A 23601-nucleotide genomic window follows, 5' to 3' on the forward strand; every position below is an offset into this window, starting at 1 on the left:
CGCGGGCAGGGCGTCGCTCACAGCCATGCGGTGAGTAGCATTTGCCGTCTTCGCCTTTTATCGACACGATTCCGTAGTTTCTGAGCGGAGCAGGTAAGCGCGGTCAAGCGGGTTGCTGGTGGCCCGGGTCGACGGCGCACCCCTTCTTGTCAAGGCCCTGTTCGTCGCGTGCAGTTCGGGTCGCAGGGCGATACCCCGACCTCGGTCGGACGCCATAGAATGCCCGCCAGGCTACGGGGAGGTACGGGTCCGGCATGGGGCACATCGACTTTGCGCCGGGCACGACCGTTCGGCTCGTCGCTCGACCCGAGATTCTCGGCGTGGTTACGGGCTCGCGTCTCGTCGGCGACGCGCTACGCTTCGACGTTTTCCACGATAATTACGTCCACGGCTACTTCGCCTCGCAGATCGAGCTGGCTCCGAATCGCTCGCAACCCACTACCATCGCCGCCCCGGCGCTTCGTGCCGGTCTGACGTCCGAGCTGCTCCGGGACAAGAACACGGCCTATCTTCATGCACGAAACGCCGGACGGATCGACTACGAGCCGTATCAGTTTCGCCCTGTACTGAAGATCGTCCAGGCGGAGCGGCCGCGGATCCTCGTGGCCGACGACGTGGGCGTGGGCAAGACCATCGAGGCCTGCCTGATCATCAAGGAGCTGCAGGCTAGGCACCGGGCTCGTTCGGTCCTGGTCATCTGTCCGAAGCCGCTCATCGTCGATGAGAAGTGGCGCAACGAGCTCAAGCGGTTCGATGAGGACTTCGTCCACTTAAACGGTGCCGATCTTCGGTTCTGTCTGGAGGAGACGTTACGCGAGGGTGAGTGGCCACAGCGGTTCTCGAAGGCGATCCTGCCCTATTCGCTACTCGATGAGCGCCTGCTCGTCGGCGCTGACTCCGGTGAGGCCCGCCGGGTCGGCCTGGTTGATCTTGCGCCGGGACCGCATTTCGATTTGGTCATCGTGGACGAGGCGCACCACATCCGTAACCGCTCAACCTTCGCCTACAAGAACGCGGCGCGCCTGACAGCGTCCGCGGAAGCGGTCGTGATGCTCTCCGCGACCCCGCTGCAGGTGCACAGCCAGGATCTGTACACGCTCGTACACCTTCTGCGGGATGACCTCGTGCCCGGTGAGCAGGACTTCGCCCAGATGTTGGAACCGAACCACTTCATCTACGAGGCGGTGGAGGCCGCCAGGGCCGGTCAGGAGCGGTGGCAGCAGCAGGTACACCAGGCGCTGGGCCGCGCACTGGCCACCGCCTGGGGACGCCAAGTCATGGCGGTGGACCCACGGGTCGGTCAGGTCACGGACCTGCTCGCCGAATCTCCTGATGACGCCCGGACCCGTATCCGAGTCGTGCGCGCGTTGGAGGATCTCAACACTTTTTCGACGATCGTGAGCCGCACCCGCCGCCGCGACATCGGCACCTTCACGACCCGCAAGCCCAGCTCACCGGTGATCGCATTCACGCCGCAACAGCAGGCCGTCTACAACGCGGTGCTCGCGCTGGGCCGACGCATTGTGCAGCTGCAGGCTCCCGGCGTGCCGGTTGAGTTCCTGCTCTCGATGCTGCATCGCCAGGCGGCAAGCTCCATCAGCGGGCTCGCCCCCCTGGTTGAGCAGATCCTCACGAGCCGGCTCGACACTGTCGAACTCTTCGAAATCGGCGAGGACATCCCTCAAATCGCACCCGGCGTCACGGGCGCCCTCCGTGACCAGATCCGGCAGATCGGCCAGATGGCCGCCGGACTCGAAGGTCAGGCTGACCCGAAGGCCGACTACCTACGCCAAGTCGTCGCTGACAAGCAGAACGAGACCAACAACAAGATCCTGGTCTTCAGCACCTTCCGGCACACTCTCGCCTACCTGCAGCGCCAGGCCAGCACGTGGGGAGTGCGCGTCGCCGTCGTCCACGGCGCGGTCGCCGACGAGGAGCGCCACGCGCTACGCCGGCGCTTCAAACTGCCTAAGGAGAACCCCGACGCGATCGACCTGATGCTCTGCTCAGAGGTCGGCACCGAGGGCTTGGACTACCAGTTCTGCAACACCCTGGTGAACTACGACATCCCATGGAACCCGATGCGCATCGAGCAGCGCATCGGCCGTATCGATCGGCGCGGACAGCGCAGCGAGTCTGTCGCAATCGTCAACATCCTCACCGAGGGAACGATCGAGGCTGAAATCTACCAACGCTGCCTCCTGCGGATTGGCGTCTTCCACCACGCCCTGGGCGGCAGCGAGCAGATCCTCGGCGACATCACCACGCAGCTCCGACGCATTGCCGACGATCTAACCCTCTCCCAGGCCGACCGGAAACAGCGCCTGCGGCAGCTCGCCGACAACCAGATCGGGCGCATCGAGGAACTCGAACGACTTGAGGAACAGCAAGCGGCACTGCTCGGCCTCACGACCGAGTCCCTCGAGCAGCGCATTGCGGAAGCTAGCAGCGAGTGGCTCGACGACGGCAAGCTCGGCGAACTTGTCCGCTTCTACCTAGGAACCGTCCTCGGCGGCCGCCGCATTACGGGCCTGAAGCCAGGCAAGGTCGCGACCGTACGGCTGGACGATGAGGCGGCTACCCGCGTGGCGGCCGACCTTCGTGCCGTTGGCGGCGACGCACGCCTTGGACGGATCCTGCGCCGTAAGGAACCCGTGCTACGGCTCACCACTGATCCCGATCTCGCGACGGACGATGACGACGTCGAACTGCTGGCACCGACGCATCCGCTCGTGGTGGCGGCAGCTGAACACGCGGCACTGACAGGCGTGCCCGTCGCGTCACTGCGGGTCCGCTCGGCCGCCGTCCCGCCCGGCCGCTATCCCATCGCCATCCACGCGTGGACACGGCTGGACTCCCGCGACAGCCTCACCCTGCGCTACATCAGCACGGACCCACAGGTGGAGGCCGCTGCTGGGGAGCTCCTCGCGAACGCCACCGACGGTGACCCCGAACAGATCATCACACCCGCCGACACCGACGCCCTCGACCACCGGCACCACAGCGAGTGGGCGTCGGCTCGCGAAACGCACGAGACGAGGGCACGTGCCGCAGCCGCCCAGCGAGTGGCCTCCCTTCGCGCGCAACGGGACCGGCAGCTACAGGTCATCGATGAGACCGCCAGCCGGGTGAGCGACCCCAACATCCTGAGGATGCGCCAGAGCGAGCACGCTCGGGTGCAGGAGAAGTTCGAGCGGCTGATCTCGCAATACGAGCGGACACCCGACCTCGTGACCCGCCAGCTCGCGACCGTGCTCCTGGAGGTAGTCAAGCCGTGATGACCTTTGAGGAGCTGTCCGCACGCCGACGCAGTTACGTCGACTCGGCACGGGCGAACGGGTTCGAGGAGGGATTGCGCAATCTGCTCTCGGAGCTGTATCCCGACAACGCGCATTTCATCTACGAGCTGCTGCAGAACGCCGAGGACGCCGGCGCGCGCGAGGTGATATTCGACTTGCGCAGCGAGGGACTACAGGTCGAGCACGACGGAAAGCGGCTGTTCGACCTGCGTGACATCGAGTCCATCACCGGGATCGGTCAGTCGACAAAGAAGGACGACGCCACGACGATCGGTAAGTTCGGCGTCGGGTTCAAGGCGGTCTTTGCTTACACCGAGACCCCGGTCATCCACTCCGGGGAGCACGCCTTCGTCATCCAGGACCTGTTCGTGCCCACGCAAGTCGCCGCTGCCGCCCGGTCCGAGCGGACGACTTTCTGGTTCCCTTTCAACCGGGCCGACAAGCCCACTGCACGAGCAGTGGATGAGGTCGCGAATGCACTTTGTGACCTGTTGCCGACGACCCTACTGTTCCTCAACAACATCCAGCTCATCGCGTGTTCGCTGCCCGACGGCGACGAGTTGCTGATCGAGCGCGTCGCGCTGGACGAGCACATTATCAAGATCGAGAGCACTGACGACGAGGGGTCCGCCTCGTACTGGTACCGGATCTCCGGGGATGTCGACGTTGACGGGCGGTCGTTCCCTGCTGCCGCTGCCTTCGAACTCGAGGCGTCGGGTGTCCAGCCCAAGGGACTCACAGGCTTCTCGGTGAAGCCCGCTGACGGCCAGGTATTCATCTACTTCCCGGCCGTGAAGGAGACATCGGGGCTACGGTTCCACATCCACGCACCATTCGCGTCAACGGTGGCCCGAGACAGCGTCCGGGACGATCCCGGCAACGACGCGCTCATCGATGGAATCAGTGAACTGATCGTTGAGGCTCTGCCTGCCATGCGGGACGCCGGCCTCATCACCGACGGTCTACTCAAGGCGCTACCCAATAAGAGTGACGTCCTCCCCGACCGATATGACGTGGTGCGGGACCGGATCGCCGAGGCGTTCGAAAACGACGAATTGACACCGCTGGCCGGGGGTGGCCACGCGCCATCAGTCCAACTGTTTCGGGGGGAAAGCAGCCTCCGTGCCGCTCTCGCCATCGGCGATGCAAACTTCCTTCAGCGGTTTTCCGCGTATGACACCGATCCCCGCCTCGGCTGGATCCGCTCTGCAGAGGGGCGGGCGGGGGCATTCCTCAACGCCCTGAGCGCTACGGATTTCACCGTGATGCACCTGGCGGGGCTGTTGGCGCAGACCACCGCCGACGCAGGTGCCAGAAAGAGGTGGGATGAGTGGCTCGCGGCGAAGCCAGACGACTGGCTGCGGGGACTCTATTCAGCACTGGGCGGCCTAGCGCAGCGGAACTCGCCCTTCCTTCTGCACCACGCGTGGAAGTCGGTGCCGTTCATCCGTGTCCAGTATGGTGGCGGGACCACCCACGTTGCGGGCCACTCTGCCTACATGCCGACAGCCCGGGGGCTTTGCGGCGACTGGTTGGTGATCGACGCGCTCGCGGTATTCGACGACGAGTGGGACGCCGGTGACGACCGCGCGCGCAAGGCGCTGAGAGAATTCTATGACAGTGCCGGGGTCAGACCGTGGGATGCGGCCGCCCAGCTGGATGCCCGTCTTGGACTCTACAGCCAGCATCCGCCTGTGATCACCGACGGTCACCTCGCCGATCTCGTCGCCTTGAACCTGCTCATTCAGCGTAACGCTGTCACGCCGGGCGCGTACGCCGACAGGCCGATCTTCGTTGCCGTTCAGCCCGACGGGACCCGGCGCTGGGCTGCGGCCCGTGAGATCTATTTGGATGATCCATTCGTCACGACCGGCCTAGGCGCTCTCTACCACCACCCCGCGTACCAGGGCAACCCGCTACTTCGGCTCGCGCCGGAATACGCCGGGGAATCCTTCGACATCGCCACCCTCGCCAAAACGCTGGAGGCGACAGTCGGCTTGGTAATCAAGAGGGTTCCCGTATGGGGAAATCAGAGATTCGACAAGCAATGGCGCTGGGACGGCAAAGAGACGCAATACATGGTCAGTCGTGATTGGGTGATCCCCCACTTTGACGCCGTTGTCGCAACCGAGGACGAGGTGCTGGTACGCAGCCTCTGGCACCTGGTTTCGTCTGCCGACGGAGACTATGCCGACGCGGCATACCGCTCAAACGCATCGACTCGGAGTCACATCATCGAGTCGCAGCTCCTGCAGGCTCTGCAATCGACGCCATGGATTCTGGATCGCGACGGCAACTTGCGGTATCCCGACGACGTAACGGCGGACGACCTCGCCGAGGGCCTGAGCATGCCACCAAAGGCGCCACTTCTGGAACGCGCCGGGTTCGGGAGGAAGGCAGCCGCTAACCTCCAGCGCCAGCGGGAGGACGAAGACGCCGCGAGGACGTTGGGCTTCGAGTCCCCGGCGGAGGTGCGGCGGCTCGCGGAGCTACGCAAGCAGAATCCGGAAAAATTCAGCGCATTCATGGAAGATCTGGAAGCAGCGGTTCGCCTTCCGGATGGCGTGACCGTCTCCCCGGAAGGTCGCGCACGGCGCGCCCGTCAGTCCTCTGCGGACGCGCCGGTGCGCCGGTACGAAAATCGGGTGCGTTCGGTCTATGTGGCAGAGCCGGGTCATTTGAGCGCATCCCGCGGATACCTGAGGCAGCACTACACTAACGGCGACGGTGTCATGGTGTGCCAGGCCTGCTCTTCCGCCATGCCGTTCAAGCTCTCCGGCGAGTACTATTTTGAGGCCGTTCAGTTCGTTACGGACACGGAGCGCGACCTCCGAGAGAACCGGCTTGCGATGTGCCCGACCTGTGCAGCGAAGTACCGCCATGCACGGGGAACATCGGTGGAAGATCTGCGCGACGACCTGCTTACTCAGGATGTCGGGAGTCGGGGCAGCATTACGGTTGATGTAGTCCTTGCGGGCGTCTCGGGGAGGCTTCGTTTCGTCGGCAAGCATGCGATCGACCTCCAGGCCGCCCTGAAGGCAAGCGAAGGCTACCGCACCGCGAGCGATGAGTACGAGAACTCTGATATGGGTAGTGATGGCTGGCTCTAACTTGATCTTTAACCTGGGGCGGGTCCGTGGGTACCCCGGCTGATCATGCCGACAGCCCCTGGTCGATCTTCTTGTCGAGGGAAGAGGATCAATGCCAGGGGCTGTCTTGGTGATCAGTGTGCATGATGCTGGTTCTGCTGCTGCGTTCGGGGAGCTGGCGGCGTTCCGGCGGGAGTTCCACTCCTGTCTGACCGCGCGGACGGACGCGATGTTCGAGTTGGCTGACGCGGTGTTGTGCGGCGACGGGCCCGTGCATTCGCTGGTGGAGCTGTCGCTGGTGGGCGAGCATCGCCGTGGCCTTGGGTCGCTGTACGCGGCGCTGGCCCGGGGCCGGGTGGATGTCGAGCGGCTGCGCACGAGCTTGGCGGCGCTTCCGCTGCCTCGCGCTACCGACGGCCGCTTGGTCTTGGCGGTGGACATCACCTGCTGGCTGCGGCCGGACGCGCACACCTCGGCGGAGCGGATCCTGTGCCACACCTACGGCCGCGGCAAGGACCAGCACGTGATGATCCCTGGCTGGCCATACTCGTTCGTCACGGCGTTGGAACCCGGTCGCAGTTCTTGGACTGCTCCGCTGGATGCTCAGCGGCTCACGCCGGGCGATGATGCCGCCACCGTCACCGCCGGGCAGCTGCGCCAACTCGTGCAGCGACTGATCACCGCGGGACAGTGGTGCACCGGCGATCCCGAGATCCTCATCGTCGCCGACGCCGGCTACGACACGCCCCGACTGGCATACCTGCTGCGCGACCTGCCGGTGCAGGTGCTGGGCCGGATGCGCTCCGATCGAGTGCTGCGCCGCGCTGCCCCGCCCCGCCAGCCGGGCACGAACGGTCGACCACCCCGCCACGGCGGTGAGTTCATCTTCGGTGACCCCGCCAGCTGGGGCACGCCCGACGTGACCACGGTGACCGACACCCGTCTCTACGGTGTTGCCGTCGTCCGCAGCTGGAACCGGCTGCACCCCCGCCTGACGCACCGCAACGCCTGGATCGACCAAACGGGCGACCTGCCGCTCATCGACGGCACCGTGATCCGGCTCGAGGTGAATCACCTGCCCAGCGGCGCGATCCCGAAACCGGTATGGCTGTGGTGGTCCGAAACGGCTGCGACGCCCGTCGACGTCGACCGGCTCTGGCAGGCGTTTCTGCGCCGCTTCGACATCGAGCACACGTTCCGCCTGCTCAAACAGACCCTCGGCTGGACCTGCCCGAAGATCCGCACCCCACAAGCCGCCGACCGATGGACCTGGCTCATTCTGGCCGTCTACGCGCAGCTACGCCTGGCCCGTGGCCTGACAGCTGACCTACGCCGTCCCTGGGAGAAACCGACACCACCCGAACGCCTCTCACCCGCCCGCGTCCGGCGAGGGTTCCGGCACCTCCGCGCCAAGACCGCATGCCTGGCCAGCGCACCGAAACCTTCCCGCCCAGGTCCCGGTCGACCACCAGGCCGACGCAACAAACAGTCCGCCCAACGCCACGACGTGCACATCAGCCCACGGGCGAGAACGAAACCGAAGGCCTCCACCACTCCCCGCCCGCGCCGTACGGGTTAAAGATCAAGCTAAGGGACGTCTCGTAACCCCGATGGGTGTCCGCTGAGGACGGTCATTGCTGATGCCTGCGTGCAGGTGATCTCCGCAGCCCGCCAGGAGTGGATCTTCCCGTTCACCGGGCTGCAGCCCGCCCAGTTCCGCCGGCTGGTCCGCCTGGTTGCCGAACGCGGCGGGGACTCGATCGCCGATGGCCGGCCGGGCCGGCAGTGGGCCCTGGACCTGCCGGACCGGGTGCTGCTGGTCGCCGCGTACTGGCGGACCAACCTGACTATGCGGCAGATCGGCCCGCTGTTCGGGGTGTCGCACTCCGCCGCTCACCGGGTCATCGACACCCTCGGACCACTCCTCGCCCTCGCCCCGGTGCGGCGGCGGCCGGTCGACCAGATCGCGATCGTCGACGGCTCACTGATCCCGACCCGGGACCACCGCCTGGCCGCGCGGAGCAAGAACTACCGGTACTCGACGAACCTGCAGATCGCCATCGACGCCACCACACGCCTGGTCATCGCCGTCGGCGACCCGCAACCGGGCAACCGCAACGACACGGTCGTCTACCGCACCAGCGGGATCGACCAGCAACTCGCAGGTAGGCCAGTCATGGCCGACGGCGCCTACCGCGGCAACCCCGAGGTGATCATCCCGTACCGCAAGCCCGCCGACGGCAGCGACTTGCCGGCCTGGAAGGAAGACCTTAATCACGAGCACCGCACCGTTCGCGCCCGGGTCGAACACACCCTGGCCCGAATGAAGAACTGGAAGATCCTGCGCGACTACCGCCGCGCCGCCCACACATTGACCGACGCCGCCTCCGGCATCGCCAACCTGCACAACATCACCCTCACCTGGTGACCCACCAACCCGGTACCGGGCAACACCTTGACCGCGTTACGAGACAGCCTTTAGTGCGTCGCCGTCTCTCAATCTACCTGGATCTGTCTCGAAAGGGCTGCGCCAATAGTTCCTCGTGCTGGTCCGTACCAGACGAGGGTTCAACCTGACGACGGTCAGCGCCAGGTGGCTGTCGCGTCAATTCGGCCGCCTGCCCGAGAGGTGCCAGGCGAGCAGAGCCGTTCCAGACGTCAAGTGGTCAAACCGTTCGATCTCCTGGGCTACATCGATGATCTGCTCGAGAAACCCTTCGTGTGCGCCGGTGTCGGGATCTTCCGCCGTGCCTCTTACGTGCAGGATGATGAATGTCGCTGGGCGTCGATCGGCTTTAGGGCGGATGACGCGGCCCATGCGCTGAATCATCTGAAGCCTGCTTCGGCTTCCCGCGACGATGACACCGACGTCCGCCTGTGGGACGTCGATCCCTTCGTCCAAGAGTCGAGGCGCGGCCAACACCTTTGCCTGTCCGTCCTTAAACGCCGCCAGCCGCTGTTTGCGTTCCAGGGCGTTCATGCCACTGGTGATCTCCATCGCCTGCACACCGCTCGCCCGCAGCACCGCGGCCGCGTCCTCCGCGCTCCGCATGGTTTGGCCGAACACAAGTCCCCGGTCCGCCGTGGCCAAGACCGGCGCCACAAAGGCAAGCGCTTCCTGCTTGTTCCGGCACTCGGCCAGAACCTCGCGCCGCTTGTTGAAGGCGTTGAGGTACTTGCGGGCGTCCCAGGCCGCACGCGAGTCCCCTTCACCGCCGGCGCTGAGGTGGTTGACCGTCGCCATGAACTCACCGAACGGTTCCGCCGGACAGCCGTGGTCGACGATCAGGCGGCGCCGGAGACTTCTCACGCGATCGTCGTACTCGTCATAAGCCTTCTGTTCCTCTGGAGTGAAGTCGACGCCCACGAAGGCGACACGGAAGGGCGCCAAGATCTCGTCGGCCAGCCCGCGATCGTAGCTGCAGTCCGCCACCACGCCGCCGAAGAAGGGTTCCAGGTGGTCGATCAAGCCATTGTCAGGGCGCTCGTAGGTCGCGGTCAGCCCCAGCCGGGCACCGAAGCGCGACTGCAGAGCACGCGCGAAGAAGGGTGTCCCATAGTGATGCACCTCGTCTGCAATCAGCAGGCCCGGCATGCCGAGCGGCAGCATCTGATATTTGGCAGCGGAGTTCACAATGGCGACCACGATGGAGTGGTCTTCGAGGGTGTCCTCATGGCCGTCCCCGTGTCGACCTACAACAGTACCGTGAATGTCACGTCGCAACACGTCATACCACTGGTCGAGCAGCTCACGACCGGGCACGAGCACCAGCACCCTATGGCCGGCATCCACTGCGGCCGCGGCTGCCAACACGCCTACAGTTGTCTTGCCTGTCCCGGTTACCGCCTCTACCACGCCTTGCCGGTTGTGAGCTCGCCATGCGGCGAACGCCTCAATCTGCCAGGCCCTCGGCTCCTTGCCGACATAACACCGCGGCAGCGCTGGCGGCACTGCGGCAGGAACTGCTCCGCCATTCCATGATGCGGCTGCAGTGAGTCGCCAACGGGGCGGTGTGGCGCCGTCACGAGCGAAAGTCGCTGTGTTGGCGTACAATGTCCGGTTAACGTCCGTCGTGGTCAGTCCGTGCAGACCCATGTGCTGCAGCCCAGCGAGCAGTTGCCGCTTGTTCTGCCCTGGCGTCGCCGCCAGCAACTGCCACAGTTCCACCCACAAGGGTCGCGGCTGCATCTACCTCTCCCCGTCTACCCCAAGCCTGTGCCGACCTCGCCGGCGATCTGCCAAGCACCTTGCGTCGCGGCTAGGCCGTCGCCAGGTTGTCTGAAGGAGCCATCTGCGCCACCTGGTAGAACCAGTGGAGATGGTCGAGCAGCGCCTCGCGAGCGTCGGCGTCCGCGAGGACATCCAGGGGGAAACCTGGACGTAGGGCGATCTTGGCGGCGGCGATATCGACGCCGGGCAGCTGGTTAAAGCGCTGCCGTAGCTCCTCCCGCAGCGTGACGTCGTCAAACGGCGGGCGCACGGTGAGGTGCTGGAACACCACCTCGAACTTGCCGCTCGGATAGATCGTCGCCGGCCAGATATTGCCCAGCTCGTGCTCCTTGCCGCGCGCCATGAGAAAGCAAGAGGTCTCCCCGCCGGTGCCGTAGAGCAGGGTGCCGCCCATCGAGATCCAGGCTTCCAGTACGACGAGCGTGGCGGTGGCGACGGCCGAACCCTGCAGAGCGGTCACCTGTTCGATGAACCGCTCGCTGTAGGTGCGGTCGTCGCCGGAGCGCGGCCCAGGCAGCCGCTCGGGTAGGTCCTCCGGCGTGAGGCCGGCGAGCTGCGCCAGCTCCTCGGTGCCGATGCGCTGCGCCTGATCGGCGCGGCCGTACTGGTCGAACTCCACGCCCTCGGCGCGCAGGATGTCCCGTGGGTCGTCCGTGCGGTTCGGGTCGAGCCAACGGAAGTTCGGCGAGACGGTGCCCTCGACCTGCAACACGCGGTGGGCGTTCGGAGCCAGGTGGGTCGCGAGGCGAGCCCCGACTGGCACCGGGTGGCTACCGATCAGCGCGGCGAGGTCGCCGTACGTGGTCCACGAGCCGGCCGGCAGCTCGGCGAGTGCCTTGGTCATGACCTCCCACAGCGCATCCGGCTGGTCGGCCGCCTGCTCCGTCGGTCCAGGCCAAATGGAGATGATGCGGTCGGCGAGAGCGTCGGCGCGGGCGTGGATCTCTGGGCGCCCCCACCGATCCTGCGTGAGGATCTTCTGGCTCAGCCTGATCCCGCTCCTTGCGAACTCGACTCGCTTCTCGGCGAAGGACTTGTTGCCCAGCTCCGAGTTGTAGCCGGTGAGGGTCAGGTTCCCCAGGGTGTGAACCAGAGCCTCGTACGCTTCGTCAAAGTTTTCGTCCGGGCCGAGGTCGGCAGCGAGCATCTGCCGCCACTCGGGGGTGAGGGTCTGCGGCAGCACGTGCTCGATGGTCGCCTTGTCCAGTGTCACGGGCTCATTGCTCTCGTACGACTCCTCCAGCCACTGGAGGATCAGCTTGCGTTGGGACGCGCGGCCGTTGAGGTAGTACGGGATCGACCGGATTGCGGCCCGCACGCTGGCGTCGTTGGAGTAGTACTTCCGCCCCGTCGACAGGTAGGTCCGCACCGCGTCATCCGCCGGCAGGTTGTTGTCCATCTCAGTGACGACGGCGAGCAGGATTCGATTGAGGTTGTTGGTGGGACGGCCAGTCAGCAGGCGTCGGACGAAAAAGCTCTCCACGTACAGCATCGCCGAGGCGACCTGCTCCGAGGTCGCCGTGCCCTGCTGCCGGCGGTCGAGCAGATGCAGCAGGAGGGGGTAAACCGTGGTCGTACCCCAGGCGCTCAGTCGCTCCAGCCGCCGCCGTACGCCCATGTCCTGCTCCTCGCCGGGGTGGAGGATGACCCGGAGCAGGGCGCCGAGTCGGCTGAACCGCTGCACCTCCGCCTCTATCTCCTCCTCGGAGCGCAGCCGGTTCAGGCGGGCCTGCTGGGCCGCGTACACGTCGGTCTGCTTGACCCGCTGGTCGCGGTGAACCAGGTCGAGCCAGAAGAGCAGTTCCAGCTGCTCCGACGTGAGACGCTTCTGAAGCGGCAGCCACAGAGCCTGATAGACGGCCTCACCGAGGGTGGGCAGACGCATGAACAGGTAGTTGCGCAGCAGGTCGGCCTGGGTGAGCCGGAGTCCGGTGTTGTTGAGCGACTCGAAGATCCGGTACACGTTGTCGCCGGGCTGGGCGGTGACCGACACCAGGGCCAAGCCCGAGATGACGGCGTTCTCAATGCGTTCGATGTCGAGCGGGTCGTCCGGGTCGTCGGCGGCGGCCAACTGCGCGACGAAGAAGCGGTACGCCGAGCCCACCGGGTCTGCGCCCCCGGCCTGGGGCGTCGAGTCCAGGCAGGCCAGGTAGGCGTCCCGGTCGGCCTGGGTAGGAACGAGCTTCAACCGCTGCGGCTCCGGCTTCCACGGGTTGACCAGGTACTGCTGGTCGAGCCGGTCCCGGTGCACCGGGCCCTCGTGCTGCGCGCGGTAGTCGCGAATGGCGCAGAGCAGGATGGTCAGGGTGGTGAGGCGCTGCTGGCCGTCCACCACCAGATACTCGGCCACACCCGTCGGCCCGTTGGTGGGGCTCGGGGCGAGCACCAGGGACCCGATGAAGTGCGTCGCGCTTCCGTCATAGGTCCGGTCGTCGGCCAGCTTCAGAATGTCGTCCCAGAGGCGCTGCAACTGCAACGTGGTCCACGAGTATGTGCGCTGGTAGAGCGGCACCTGGTACTGCTTCGCACCCTCCAGCAACTCCTGCAGCGTCGTCTCGCGTGCCGCAACCACACCCGGTCCCCCGTCTACTTTGGCGCCCTGAGCTGGCAAGACAACCAGATCAACAACGGACGGAGCAACCTACGAAAGGCCCAAAACGCCGCCAAACCGTCTGCTCGCTTGTCGGCTTCCCGACAGAGAACTATCCGCCGTCCACGAGGTGCTCGGCACTACGAGGCCAAGTCCTCCTTCCGGTCGAGGTACAGCGCCCTGATCAACCGTTGCGGCGCCACCTCGGGATGACGACGATCAAGATCCGGCACTCGCCGCCTTTCCCCTACCGGCCTTATCCGACCACGACACATCGGAGAGTGACGTCATCAGCAGAGGGACGATCGGTGACTGGTACGCCGATGCGGAGATGCGAGGGTCAGCGGACCCGGGCCGCGACTGGGAAAACGACGACATCCCAGATCGCGCCCCCGACTCCTGGCTCGATGACCTGGGCGTCTCATCACCCCCGTATTCCCCCGCTGACCGTCCTGGCGGAGCGCGGCCAGCCGGCTCGGCCGGCAAGGTGCCTCACCGTGCCGGGACGTCCTGTCAGTGCGACTCCTGCCAGACCCAACTCCGTCAGGTCACGGCAAGACCGAGGGCGGACCTTGCCACCGCAGCGCGAAAGCTCCGCAGCACGATGCCGAATGCCAAGGACAGCACGCTTGCGCGACACCTGCGCCTCTTTGGATGGCCCGATGTCACCGCGGATCAGGTCCGGCTGGCGCTACTCGGCTCAGGCGAACGGCAGCCGCAGCGGCATAGGTTTCCTGTTAAGGCAAGCCCCCCGAAGCCAGTAAAGAAGAGTCCGCGAAAGCCAACTCTCGCCGAAGCCGCCTGGGCTGCACAGGACAGGCACCCGAACCTGGGCATCCGCAAGGTGACTCAGCAACTACGACGGTCTGGCTGGCCCAACGCGACCAAGGACGAGGTTCGCGCCGCGCTCGCAGCACCCCGGCCTAAGGTCGCTCCATCGGCCCCCGCCCCGCTGCTGCGCGCCCCGAGGACTCGTCCGGACGCCTGCCCCGCCTGCGGCATGGTCGTGACGTCGCTGGGGCTGTGCCGCTGTTCCTGAATGTGTCGGACAAGCGGGCCACCATCCCGGAGATGTATCAGCGGAGCGCGGTGATCGCATTGCGGCCTCAGCACGACGACGGGGCCGCGCGCAGGAAGGCCGTCCAGGAGTCGGGGGTGAAGATGAGGACCGGGCCGCTGCGGTCCTTGCTGTCGCGTACGGCGACGACGTCAGGCAGATTGTCGGCGACCTCGACGCAGTTGCCGCCGTTGTCGCCGCTGCGGGTGCTCTTGCGCCAGCGAGCGCCGGCCAGGTCAGCCATGGTGGACCTCCTCGGAAATCTTGACAATCAACTGTCGGGACTGCCCCTCATCCAGGGCCAGCGAGTCGAGGCTCGCCCAGATCCGCTCGTAGGCTGCCAACTCCTCCTTCCGATCGAGGTACAGCGCACCGGTCAACGACTCGCTGTAGACGACCGATGGCTCGGGTTCGACGCGACTGCCGAGCGGAAAGTCGAGGATCACGAAGGATCCGGCGACCGCACCGAAGTGCAGCCCGGCGGCCAGCGGCACGACCCGGATGGAGACCTGGGGCAGCCGGCCGACCTCCGCCAGGTGCCGGAGCTGTTCCGCCATCGCCGCAGGGCCGCCGACGACGCGTAGCAGCACCGCCTCGGAGAGCATGACGTCGAGCCGGGGCGGCGGAGGCAGCCGTCGCCGCAGGAGCGCCTGCCGCCGCAGCCGTACCTCGACCAGGCGCTCCCACTCGTCGCAGGTCATGCCGGACCGGTGCTGGTAGACGCCAGCCGCGTAGCCAGGGGTTTGCAGGAGTCCGGGAATCAGGGCGTCGTCGTGCTCCCGTAGCCGGCCGGCGGCGGCCTCCAGGCCGACGTACAGCTCGAACCAGTCGGGGATGGTGTCGCCGTACGTGTGCCACCAGCCCTTCGCCTTCGTCTCGCGGGCCAGGCCGGTCAGCGCGGCGGTCAGCTCGGGCGTTGCGCCGTACAGCTCGCACATGGCCCGCACGTCGAGGCCGCGCACCGCGCAAAGGCCCGTCTCGATCCGCCACGTCTTCTGGCGGCTGCACTGCAACGCCTCCGCCGCGCCGTCCAGCGTCATGCGCGCCTGGGTCCGCAACTCCCGCAGCGCCCGCCCGAGCTGCCGGCGAGGCACCGTCGACCCCATGTCCTCAGCCATCCGCTCCCCGACTCTCGACCGGGCCGCTCCCCCGACGCTGCCCGGCGGTCCGCTCGCCGGACGACCGCGGGTCGTTGCGGTCCGCGCGCCGGTTCCGCGCCGGAACCGGCCGCCACCGCTCGGGCCGCTCGTAGACGACCGCGCCGTCGCACCGCGAGGTCACCCGCCCATCGGGTACGACGTCAGGTGCGCCCTGCAGGCAGTCGCGCCCCCGCACGTTGCCGTCCGGCACGACCTGCCCGATCAAGTCAACTGCGACGCGACCCGGCCGCAAGAACCACTTCCACCGCCGACCCATGCGCCTCCCCTCCCGTGGTGGCTTCGCCCTCTGGGTGAACAGATGCGCAGCCTACACGCTTCTGCACGGATGCAAAGTGCGGTCGAGCAGAGAGCAACCGTTCAGTTCGCATGCTCCTAGGGTCGACGCATGGGGAAGGTCCGGCTGGTGGCGAGCCAGGAGGTACAGGAGATGCTCGGCGTCTCCCGTACGCGCGCCTATCAGATCACCAACTCAAAGTCCTTCCCTGACCCGGTGGCCATCCTGTCGGTCGGGCGAATCTGGCAAGCCGAGGACGTGGAGCGGTGGATCAGAGACCACCGACCGAGTCTCCAGGACACAGAAGAGTAGGCACATAAGCGCAAGATCGACCGCTGGCCCTGATGGACTCCCGTATGGCCCGCTACGAGCCGCTGTAGCGGAGGATCCGACGAGAGGTCCAGGCCAAGATCGCTTTCGGGGTCTTGAAGCCTGGCGACAAGCCACCGATGACACCGAACTTGCCGAGCGCGGAACCTCGGGCGTGATCGCCAGGAAAGCGATGACCTACTGATTGAGGCGGGCGCCCTGGAGGGTCGACAAAGTGTCAGCGTCCACGTCGCCGACACTTCGAAGCATGATTCGTAGCTGTCGATACAACAGCAATTGGTAAACTCGAGCACCACGAAGCATCTACGGGCACAGCATGAGCGGCGGATAGCCCTACCCGGCTACCTCAGACACCGAGGTCGCCGCACTCGCCGCCGGAGACCGCCCGTTCCCGTGTGCCGCCTTCGCGGCTGGGGCAACCCGATACACCCGATACCCGGGCAGAAAAATACTAGAGCCGGGAAGAGCCCGCAGAGTGGGGGCGCCCAGGAGCTGTCATCCCAGGCGCCCCACCCACAGTGTAGTCCAACTCGAACCTGGCTTGATCCTCGGTGGGCTGGGCTCCCAGCCGCTACCGCGGGGCGGCAGGTGCCGCCGGGTGACGGGGACCATGCCCAGGCGGCGGGCTCAGGGTCGAGCGGTAGCTGTCTCCATCAACCAGGGGGGTGGTCGGGCTGACGCCAGCCGCTGCCATCCTGTCGTACTCGGCGAGGATCAGCCCCTTGGTCCGGTACGTGCCGTACTTCCCCTCGTCCCTACGCTTAACGATGGGGAACGTCTCCATTATGTAATCCACGTCATCCCGAGAAATTCCATAAAGGTGAAAGAGAAGGGCATCCAATTCAGCCCGGATCACCGCTCGCCTCTCGGGGATCCAGCGGAAGGGAGGGGCCGTGTCGCCCAGGTTGCGCCCGAAAGACATCATGTCATATGCCGTATATGTCAGTTCGAGCACGCGCGGGATAATGAACGGGGACCAGTCAATTAGCTGCGAGGGTGAGATCACGGGAAATTGCTTGAGGTAGAAGTAATTGAGAGTTGTCCCACCAATCTTTGTGCGCGCCACCCAATCCAGCATGAAGCTCGAGATGACGGCAAGAAGTAGTGCCTTCTCCTTCTCCCCTCTGGCCGTTTGAATGATCGGGGCCTTGTTCCCTACTGCCACAGGCGGTAGCGGGTAGGCGACGACAGTTCGCTCATTGGTGGGACTCGTAATGTCCGAGAAAGCAAGGATCCAGCCTTCTCCGGCGCCAGGCACCTTTTGCTCGGCCACCCAATACCGGGGCAGGGCAAGGCGATCGGCGGAGGCGTGAGACGCCTCGTCGAGATAGGCGGGCTGATTCTGCCGCTTTCCAGCACTTGCACTGCTGACTACGTCAGCGGCCCGATGGTCGTAAAAGTTTGCCATCATACCCTGGTAAAGCGGCAACATCCTGGCGGCGTCCTTCTTGAAAGTATTGCCAGAAAGGCCCCATCCGTCGGATTCAAGTTCCTCGCGGGTATGAAAGAGGTGCGAGTCGTTGGACATGTGGAACATCGTCATGAACGACACACCCCACGGGTTACCCTTTGGGTCGCCCTCTTTGACGAGGACTGGCATGCGGCGATAGACGCCAAGGGTGATCTCGGCATCTCGACGGGAGCGGAAGACGGGGCAGGTGCCGGTGTTGGGGTTGAGGAGGTTAATCTCGTCGGAGGTGAGGGTGAACGACTTCCCGGCATTGCCTAGTTCGGCCGGATCGTGGAGGAAGAAGGCGAACTTGGCAGCCGGTTCGCGTAGTGCGCGCCCGGCGAGGGAGAGGATGCTGAGCTTGAATGAGCGATGCACGCCGGGGAATAGCGGTGCTGCGTTCTCGAAGTCGTAGAGCGCTGCGATCGAGCCGTTGGCCGCGAGGTCCTTGAAGAAGAATTGCGTGGTGGCGTCCGTCGCGATGCCAGTCGGTACGATCACGCCCATTCGACCCCGCAGCCCGGTCAGCATCCGGCCGGTTTCCGAGAAGACCGCGTAGGTGTTGATGTCTCCGCGGCCGGTGAGCGGGTAGCGGCCACCGATGCGCAGGAAGTGGCTCTCGCCTTCCGCCTTCCGCTTGGCCGCCTCAAACTCCTCGTACAGCGAGCGGCGGTCCTCGTCGTCTTTGAGCGCGGCAATCAGCCTCTTCCGGGCGGCGGCGTTCGCCGCCGTCGCGATCGCCTCGTCTCGCTGGGCGAAGAACTCCTGCTCCTGAAGCTTGATGCGTTCCCAGGGAGGGTTGCCCAGGAGGCAATCGAATCCGCCGGCCCAGCCCGTTGCCGTGTCGATGCCCGCGTCGTGCTCTGGCACCTCGAAGGCCTCGGGAAACTCCAGGTGCCAGTGGAAGAACCCGTACTGCTCGCGTAGCCGCACGATCTCGTCGTGGGTGGCCTGCGGCGCGGCTGAGGCATCGGGGTCTTCCAGCGCGCGGAAGACCCCGTGCGTCACGGCGGGCGGGGCGTCCGGCGTCTTCTTCCACATGAACCCGGCACACCAGGCGTCGGCGACGTGTAGGGCACGGGCGTAATCGGCGGAGGTCTTCCAGGTCCGATAGGCGGACGCCTGCCTGCGAACGTCGCCAAGGTTGTTGGCGGGGGCCGCCGCGATCCGGCGCAGGTCCTGGGCGAAGACGGTGTTGGCGACCTTCGCCCCTTCGTCCAAGTCGAAGAGGCTGCCCTGCCCCTCCCGCTGCTTGGCGTTCTGCTTCTCCAGGGCCTTGGCGTACTTCTTGTCGTCACCCTCGATGGGCTTGAATGCCTCGTCGGGGATGCCGCGCTTAAGCAGCGCGGGCGTAGCGCCGATCAGTGCGTTGCCGCACTTGACGTGCGCGTCGAGGAAGCTCAGCGGCTTGCCCGGCTCCAGGGCCTCCATCCACAGCGACACCTTGGCCAGCTCGACGGCCATCGGGTTGAGGTCCACGCCGTAGATGCAGCGCGCGACGACCTCGTGCAGGGCGTGGCGGACGGCGTCAACGGTCGGCTCGGGGTTGCGTTCGCGGACTGCGGCGACCCGCTTGGCGATCCGGCGGGCCGCGGCGACGAGGAAGTGGCCGGAGCCGCAGGCCGGGTCGCAGACGGTGAGCGACAGCAGTTCGGAGACGATTGCATCGCTCGGTTCGGGCTGTCCGGCTGCGGTGGCGGCCTGCTCGCCGCGCTTGACCGCGTCCTCGATCACTGGGTCGAGCGCTGAGTCGAGCAGGCAGTCGATCAGCGAGGACGGGGTGTAGTAGGAGCCGGTGGTCTTGCGAGTATTGCCGGCGAGTTCGACCAGCTCGAACGTGCGGTCCACTGCGCTGTGCTTCGGTACCAGCTCCAGCAGGGACTCGTAGATCGAGCCCAGCTCCTCCGCGTCCAGATTGCGGTAGTCGACCGACCGCCACCGGCGCGAGCCGGCGTCCCGGACCAGCGACAGGTGCCGCACGGCCGTGAGCAGATGGTCGTTGGACAGCGACAGTTCCTTCAGCGGCTTGTCCGCAATCTCGTCGTCGTCGAAGAGGCCGCCGAGGCCGGGCAGGCCAAGCTCTGGGCGGCCGTTCTCGTTGCCGAGCGCGTCGAGGACGATCCGCAGCGCCTGGTAGAGGTCGCTGTGCGTAGTGCCTCGGCGGCGGCGCGCCTGCGCCCGTAGCCGGGCGGACGAGAAGTACGCGGCGTACCGTTCGCGGGCCTGCTCGTCGGCGTCGGGGTGGTGCAGCGCGTCGCGGTCCTCGGCGACGAAGAGGAAGAGCAGCCGGTAGACCAGGCGCAGCAGGGCGTTGTGCAGGGCCTGCGGGTCGACGTTCTCCCGCAGCGCGGCATTGTCGGGATGGCGCAGGAAGCCGGTGCCGAGGGCGGTGATCGCGTCCTGCACACCCTTGCGGAGCTGATCAAGGGCGCGGGTGCCGGCGGTGATCGCCTCGGTACGCCACTTCTCCAGCCAGCACATCGACGGCGCCGCGCCCTCGGCGACCTCAAAGCGGGAGACGTGCAGCAACCGATACAGCAGCACGAACTCGCTGAACAGCTCGCCGTCGAAGATCGCCTCCAGGTCGAACTCGACGTACGCGGCGGTGGCGAGCGCGCTGGAGTCACGCAGCAGCCGCAGCTGCCGGCCGTTGGTGAGAACGCCCCAGAGGTGTGCCTCGGACCGGTTCAGCAGCTCCTGCACCAGCGACTGCGGCGGGACGCTTCCCCCGCCAACCGGCCGCTTGTCGAGTGCGGCGTTCCACGGGGCCAGGTGAATCGGCACGTGATTCCAGCGGTGGCTGATGGCGAACGTTTTGGCACCGTCGTCGGAGGTGATGCCGCTGGCCCCGAGTGCGGTCAGCCGGCCGAAACCCAGCTCCGTGAAGAGCGGCTCCAGCCACTGGGTGACCGCCTGGCCGGTCGGGTCGGCGGGGGTATCGGCCTCCGGGGCGACGGGGAGCCGGTCGCGCAGTTCCTTCCAGACCGACTTGAGGTAGTCCCAGTGCCGCTCGGCGTCGTCACGGACCGACCGGGAGCCGATCACCCGGTAGTCGGCGGGCTTGGCGCCGCTGACGTCCTTGCCCTCCGAAATCCGGACCAGCATATCGGCGGGGATCAGCCCGCCGATCGTGTGGACGGCGGAGAAGACCTGGTTGCGGGCGGTGGCGGACATCAGGCGTTGCCTCCGGCGGCGGTGGTGGAAGCGGGCAGGTAGACGTAGGCGCCGAGGACGTCGGCGGGCTTCTGCACGGTGACGGTGAGGCCGCGGACGATCTCACCGGCGGCGCTGCGCACCCGGCGGTGTGAGGCGAGCAGGTCGGAGGCCAGTTCCTCGCCGTACGCCTCGAGGTGGTCGGTCACCTCGGGCAACCCGTCGAGGATCCGGCTCATCGTGCGCTCGCCGAAGTCCGGGTCGGTGTTCTCGTCGGCGGTGGCATCGAGCAGCTTCAGCGCGTCCTGAGTGGGCAGCCAGGTGGCGTTGGTGGGTGCGCCAGCGAAGGCGAGCAGCCGGGCGTCCTCTGCGACGAGCTGCCGGGTTCCGGTCCGGGACGGCAGGGTGAGGTGGAAGCGGTAGCGGACCAGCAGCAGCGTGGTGCGGCCGGCGACGGCCCCGGTTCGGATGACGCCGCAGCGGCGGGCCGGGCGCGGGCCGCTGACCTGGTTGTCCAGGGCAGCGTTGAGGACGTACCCGGCGAGCGCCACCACGGCCGGGTCGGTGCGGACCAGGGCCGCCTCGCCGCGCGCGACGGCCGCGGTGGCCCGGAACGGGACCGGGCGGCCCGCCTCGACGGCGTCGCCGCCGAGCACGGGAGCGAGCGCGTCACGGAGCCCGGCCGGCGTGCCGCTCACGTCTGCGGTGAAGTCCCCGGACCGACCCGGCTCGTTGCGCAGCACACCGTCGAGCGCGCGGAGCGCCTGGCGTACGAAATCGCGGATCTCGGCGGCGCGGCCGAGGGTGTCGCGGATCGCGGCGACCTCCTTGGCCACCTCGTCCGGTCGGATGGTCTGCTGGGCGAACCGGGACCGGGACGTCTTCTCCTTTTCGGCGGCGGACTGCCACTCGGTGGCCAGGGCGGCGGCCTTCTTGTCGATCGCCCGGTACTCCTCGACGTCGAAGAGGCTGCCCTGCTCCTGCTCCTGGCCGCGCAGTAGCAGCCACTCGACGATCGCGTCGGTCACGCCCTGGGAGGCGGCGTCGGGGACGGAGACGGAGATGCCAAGGTCCTTGCGGATCTGCCGGTGCTTCTTGATGAGGACGTCGAGGACCTTGCCGTCGATGCCGTTGTCGCTGCCCCAGAGGGTGATGACCCGGACGACGTCGCGCTTCTGGCCGTACCGGTCGACCCGGCCCTCCCGCTGGTCGTGGCGGGTGGGATTCCAGGCGAGGTCGTAGTGGACGACGGCGTCGAAGTGGTGCTGGAGGTTGACGCCTTCGGAAAGGCAGTCGGTGGCGATCAGGACGCGGCGGGCGGCGGGGTCGTCGCCGGCCGCCTCGGCGAGCTCCTCGATGCGCTGCAGGCGCTGCTGCGGGGAGAGGGTGCCGGTGACGGCACGCACCACGGTCTTCTTGCCGAGCGCGCCCTCCAGGTGCTCCGCGACGTACTCGGCGGTGGGGATGTAGCGGCAGAAGACGATCGGGTGGTAGCCCTCCTTGAGCAGGTCCCTGAGGTGCTTGACCAACGCGGCCAGCTTCTTGTCCTCGGCCGGACCTTCCAGCTCGGCCGCCCGGTCGGCGAGTTCGGCGAGCCGCCGGCCCGCGTCGACCTCCACGCCGCCGGCCTCCGCGCCGGGGGCGACATCCAGCCCTTCCAGGGCGTCGGTGTCGGAGAAGTCGCTTGTCAGCGGGGCGCCGAGCCGGTCGGCCTCCTCGGCGGTGACTGCGGTCGCGGTCGCCGAGCGGGTGCGCAGGGTCTGCGCGGCGGCCCGTGGCGAGGACACCAGGGAGCGCAGCAGCGCGATGGCGGACCACCAGGCGATCCGGGCCTCCCGCCGGCCCCGGCTGTCCGCAGCGGTCACCCGCTCGCTGGCGTACCCGATGGCATCATCGAGCAGGGCCCGATAAGCCGGGGAGAGCTTGTAGGTCTCGTCCTTGAAATGCCGGTCGGAGGGGAAGGCCGTCTCCTCGGCGAGGCTGTCGTCGGCCAGGCCGTCTTCCTTGGTGAGGTACTGCCGCACGTCGGCGCGCTTGCGGTGCACGAAGTGCTGGGCGAGCATCCGCCGGCCGGTCTCCGAGCCGAGGTCGACGGCGGCGAGTTCCGGCCGGACCAGGCCGAGCAGGTTGCGGAAGGCGCTCTCCTTGCCGCTGTGCGGGGTGGCCGTCACCAGCAGCAGGTGCCGCTCGGTGTCGGCGGCGACGCGCTGCAGCAGCTCGAACCGGAGCTGGTTCTGGGCCGAGGTGTTGTCGTCGGCGGCGACGCAGGTGTGAGCCTCGTCGACGATGACCAGGTCCGGGCAGTGGCGGACGAAATCGTCGCGGTGGCGGGTGGACTTGATGAAGTCCGTGGAGACGATCACGTGGGGGTGCCGGTCGAACAGCGACTGGCCCAGGTCCAGCCCGCGCTCCAGCCTGGACACCGTGGAGGCCAGCACCAGCTCAGCGTCGATGCCGAACTTGGTGCGCAGCTCCGCCTGCCACTGCTCTGCCAGGGCCGGCGAGCAGAGCACAGCCAGCTTGGTGGCGCTCCCCTGGGCCAGCAGCTCGCTGGCGATCAGGCCCGCCTCCACAGTCTTGCCGATACCGACGTCGTCGGAGATCAGCATGCGAACGGTCTTCTGCCGCAGTGCCATCAGCAGCGGCACGAGCTGGTAGGCGCGCGGCTCGACGGCGATCCCGGCGAGCGAGCGGAAGGGGCCGGCGCCGGAGCGGAACCCGATGCGCAGCGCGGAGCGGAGCAGGCTCGCCGCGTACGCGTCACCGAGGTCGGAGGGCGTGGGCGGGGCGAACTCCGCGCTGTTGACCTGCTCGAAGGCGGGGAAGACGGCGGCGATGTCGTCGTCGGCGCCGCCCAACGGTCGCAGGACCAGCATGTCCGGGGCGCTCTCGGGCAGCACGACCCAGTCGCGGCCCCGGGCGGAGACCAACGTTCCGGCGCTGAAGGTGGTCATGAAGAGATTCCTCG

Annotated in this window: 11 protein-coding genes; 5 read left to right on the forward strand and 6 right to left on the reverse strand. The window is 66.9% G+C overall.

Annotation, left to right across the window (positions count from 1 at the left end):
* Positions 1-254: 254 nt before the first annotated feature.
* The 4 genes from NLX85_RS18365 to NLX85_RS18380 all read left to right on the forward strand — a co-directional run bounded on the left by NLX85_RS18365 (position 255) and on the right by NLX85_RS18380 (position 8816).
* On the forward strand, positions 255-3278 hold the full coding sequence (locus NLX85_RS18365; RefSeq protein ID WP_254336707.1) for a DEAD/DEAH box helicase: 3024 nt from the start codon (positions 255-257) through the stop codon (positions 3276-3278).
* Positions 3278-6409, forward strand: coding sequence for a sacsin N-terminal ATP-binding-like domain-containing protein (locus tag NLX85_RS18370; RefSeq protein WP_254336709.1), 3132 nt, complete (start codon positions 3278-3280; stop codon positions 6407-6409). The genes NLX85_RS18365 and NLX85_RS18370 overlap by 1 nt, the downstream gene beginning before the upstream one ends.
* 109 nt (positions 6410-6518) lie before the next feature.
* Positions 6519-7967: an NF041680 family putative transposase gene (locus NLX85_RS18375; protein WP_254336711.1), complete on the forward strand. Its 1449-nt coding sequence runs from the start codon at positions 6519-6521 to the stop codon at positions 7965-7967.
* 69 nt (positions 7968-8036) lie between these two features.
* Positions 8037-8816, forward strand: coding sequence for a transposase family protein (locus NLX85_RS18380; protein ID WP_254336713.1), 780 nt, complete (start codon positions 8037-8039; stop codon positions 8814-8816).
* A 177-nt stretch (positions 8817-8993) separates the two neighbouring features.
* Here NLX85_RS18380 and NLX85_RS18385 read toward each other — a convergent pair whose 3' ends face one another.
* From NLX85_RS18385 to NLX85_RS18400, 4 genes are all read right to left on the reverse strand, one after another.
* On the reverse strand, positions 8994-10556 hold the full coding sequence (locus NLX85_RS18385) for a DEAD/DEAH box helicase (RefSeq protein ID WP_254336714.1): 1563 nt from the start codon (positions 10554-10556) through the stop codon (positions 8994-8996).
* 91 nt (positions 10557-10647) lie between these two features.
* On the reverse strand, positions 10648-13191 hold the full coding sequence (locus NLX85_RS18390) for a DUF262 domain-containing protein (protein WP_254336716.1): 2544 nt from the start codon (positions 13189-13191) through the stop codon (positions 10648-10650).
* A 1124-nt stretch (positions 13192-14315) separates the two neighbouring features.
* Positions 14316-14510 (reverse strand): DUF397 domain-containing protein, encoded by a 195-nt coding sequence (locus NLX85_RS18395; protein ID WP_254336718.1) that lies wholly within the window; start codon positions 14508-14510, stop codon positions 14316-14318.
* On the reverse strand, positions 14503-15384 hold the full coding sequence (locus NLX85_RS18400) for a helix-turn-helix transcriptional regulator (RefSeq protein ID WP_254336721.1): 882 nt from the start codon (positions 15382-15384) through the stop codon (positions 14503-14505). The genes NLX85_RS18395 and NLX85_RS18400 overlap by 8 nt, the downstream gene beginning before the upstream one ends.
* Positions 15385-15811: 427 nt before the next feature.
* On the opposite strand from NLX85_RS18400, the gene NLX85_RS18405 reads away from it, so the two are divergent.
* A complete protein-coding gene (locus tag NLX85_RS18405) occupies positions 15812-16012 on the forward strand; it encodes an AlpA family transcriptional regulator (protein WP_254336723.1) in 201 nt (66 codons plus the stop codon).
* A 589-nt stretch (positions 16013-16601) separates the two neighbouring features.
* Here NLX85_RS18405 and NLX85_RS18410 read toward each other — a convergent pair.
* Together NLX85_RS18410 and NLX85_RS18415 are read right to left on the reverse strand one after the other, a co-directional pair.
* The gene (locus tag NLX85_RS18410; RefSeq protein WP_254336725.1) at positions 16602-20654 is read right to left on the reverse strand and encodes an Eco57I restriction-modification methylase domain-containing protein; all 4053 of its coding nucleotides are present in this window, start codon (positions 20652-20654) and stop codon (positions 16602-16604) included.
* Positions 20654-23587: a DEAD/DEAH box helicase gene (locus tag NLX85_RS18415; protein ID WP_254336727.1), complete on the reverse strand. Its 2934-nt coding sequence runs from the start codon at positions 23585-23587 to the stop codon at positions 20654-20656. Before NLX85_RS18415 ends, NLX85_RS18410 begins: the two co-directional genes overlap by 1 nt.
* Positions 23588-23601: the final 14 nt, after the last annotated feature.

The sequence above is a fragment of the Micromonospora sp. A3M-1-15 genome (assembly GCF_024213425.1).
Lineage (GTDB): Bacteria > Actinomycetota > Actinomycetes > Mycobacteriales > Micromonosporaceae > Micromonospora > Micromonospora chersina.

Excerpts from the sequence above, each read along its gene's own strand:
- NLX85_RS18365 (WP_254336707.1), top strand. The coding sequence starts at position 255 with ATGGGGCACATCGACTTTGCGCCGGGCACGACCGTTCGGCTCGTCGCT.
- NLX85_RS18370 (WP_254336709.1), top strand. The coding sequence starts at position 3,278 with ATGACCTTTGAGGAGCTGTCCGCACGCCGACGCAGTTACGTCGACTCG.
- NLX85_RS18395 (WP_254336718.1), bottom strand. The coding sequence starts at position 14,510 with ATGGCTGACCTGGCCGGCGCTCGCTGGCGCAAGAGCACCCGCAGCGGC.
- NLX85_RS18400 (WP_254336721.1), bottom strand. The coding sequence starts at position 15,384 with ATGGCTGAGGACATGGGGTCGACGGTGCCTCGCCGGCAGCTCGGGCGG.
- NLX85_RS18405 (WP_254336723.1), top strand. The coding sequence starts at position 15,812 with ATGGGGAAGGTCCGGCTGGTGGCGAGCCAGGAGGTACAGGAGATGCTC.
- NLX85_RS18410 (WP_254336725.1), bottom strand. The coding sequence starts at position 20,654 with ATGTCCGCCACCGCCCGCAACCAGGTCTTCTCCGCCGTCCACACGATC.
- NLX85_RS18415 (WP_254336727.1), bottom strand. The coding sequence starts at position 23,587 with ATGACCACCTTCAGCGCCGGAACGTTGGTCTCCGCCCGGGGCCGCGAC.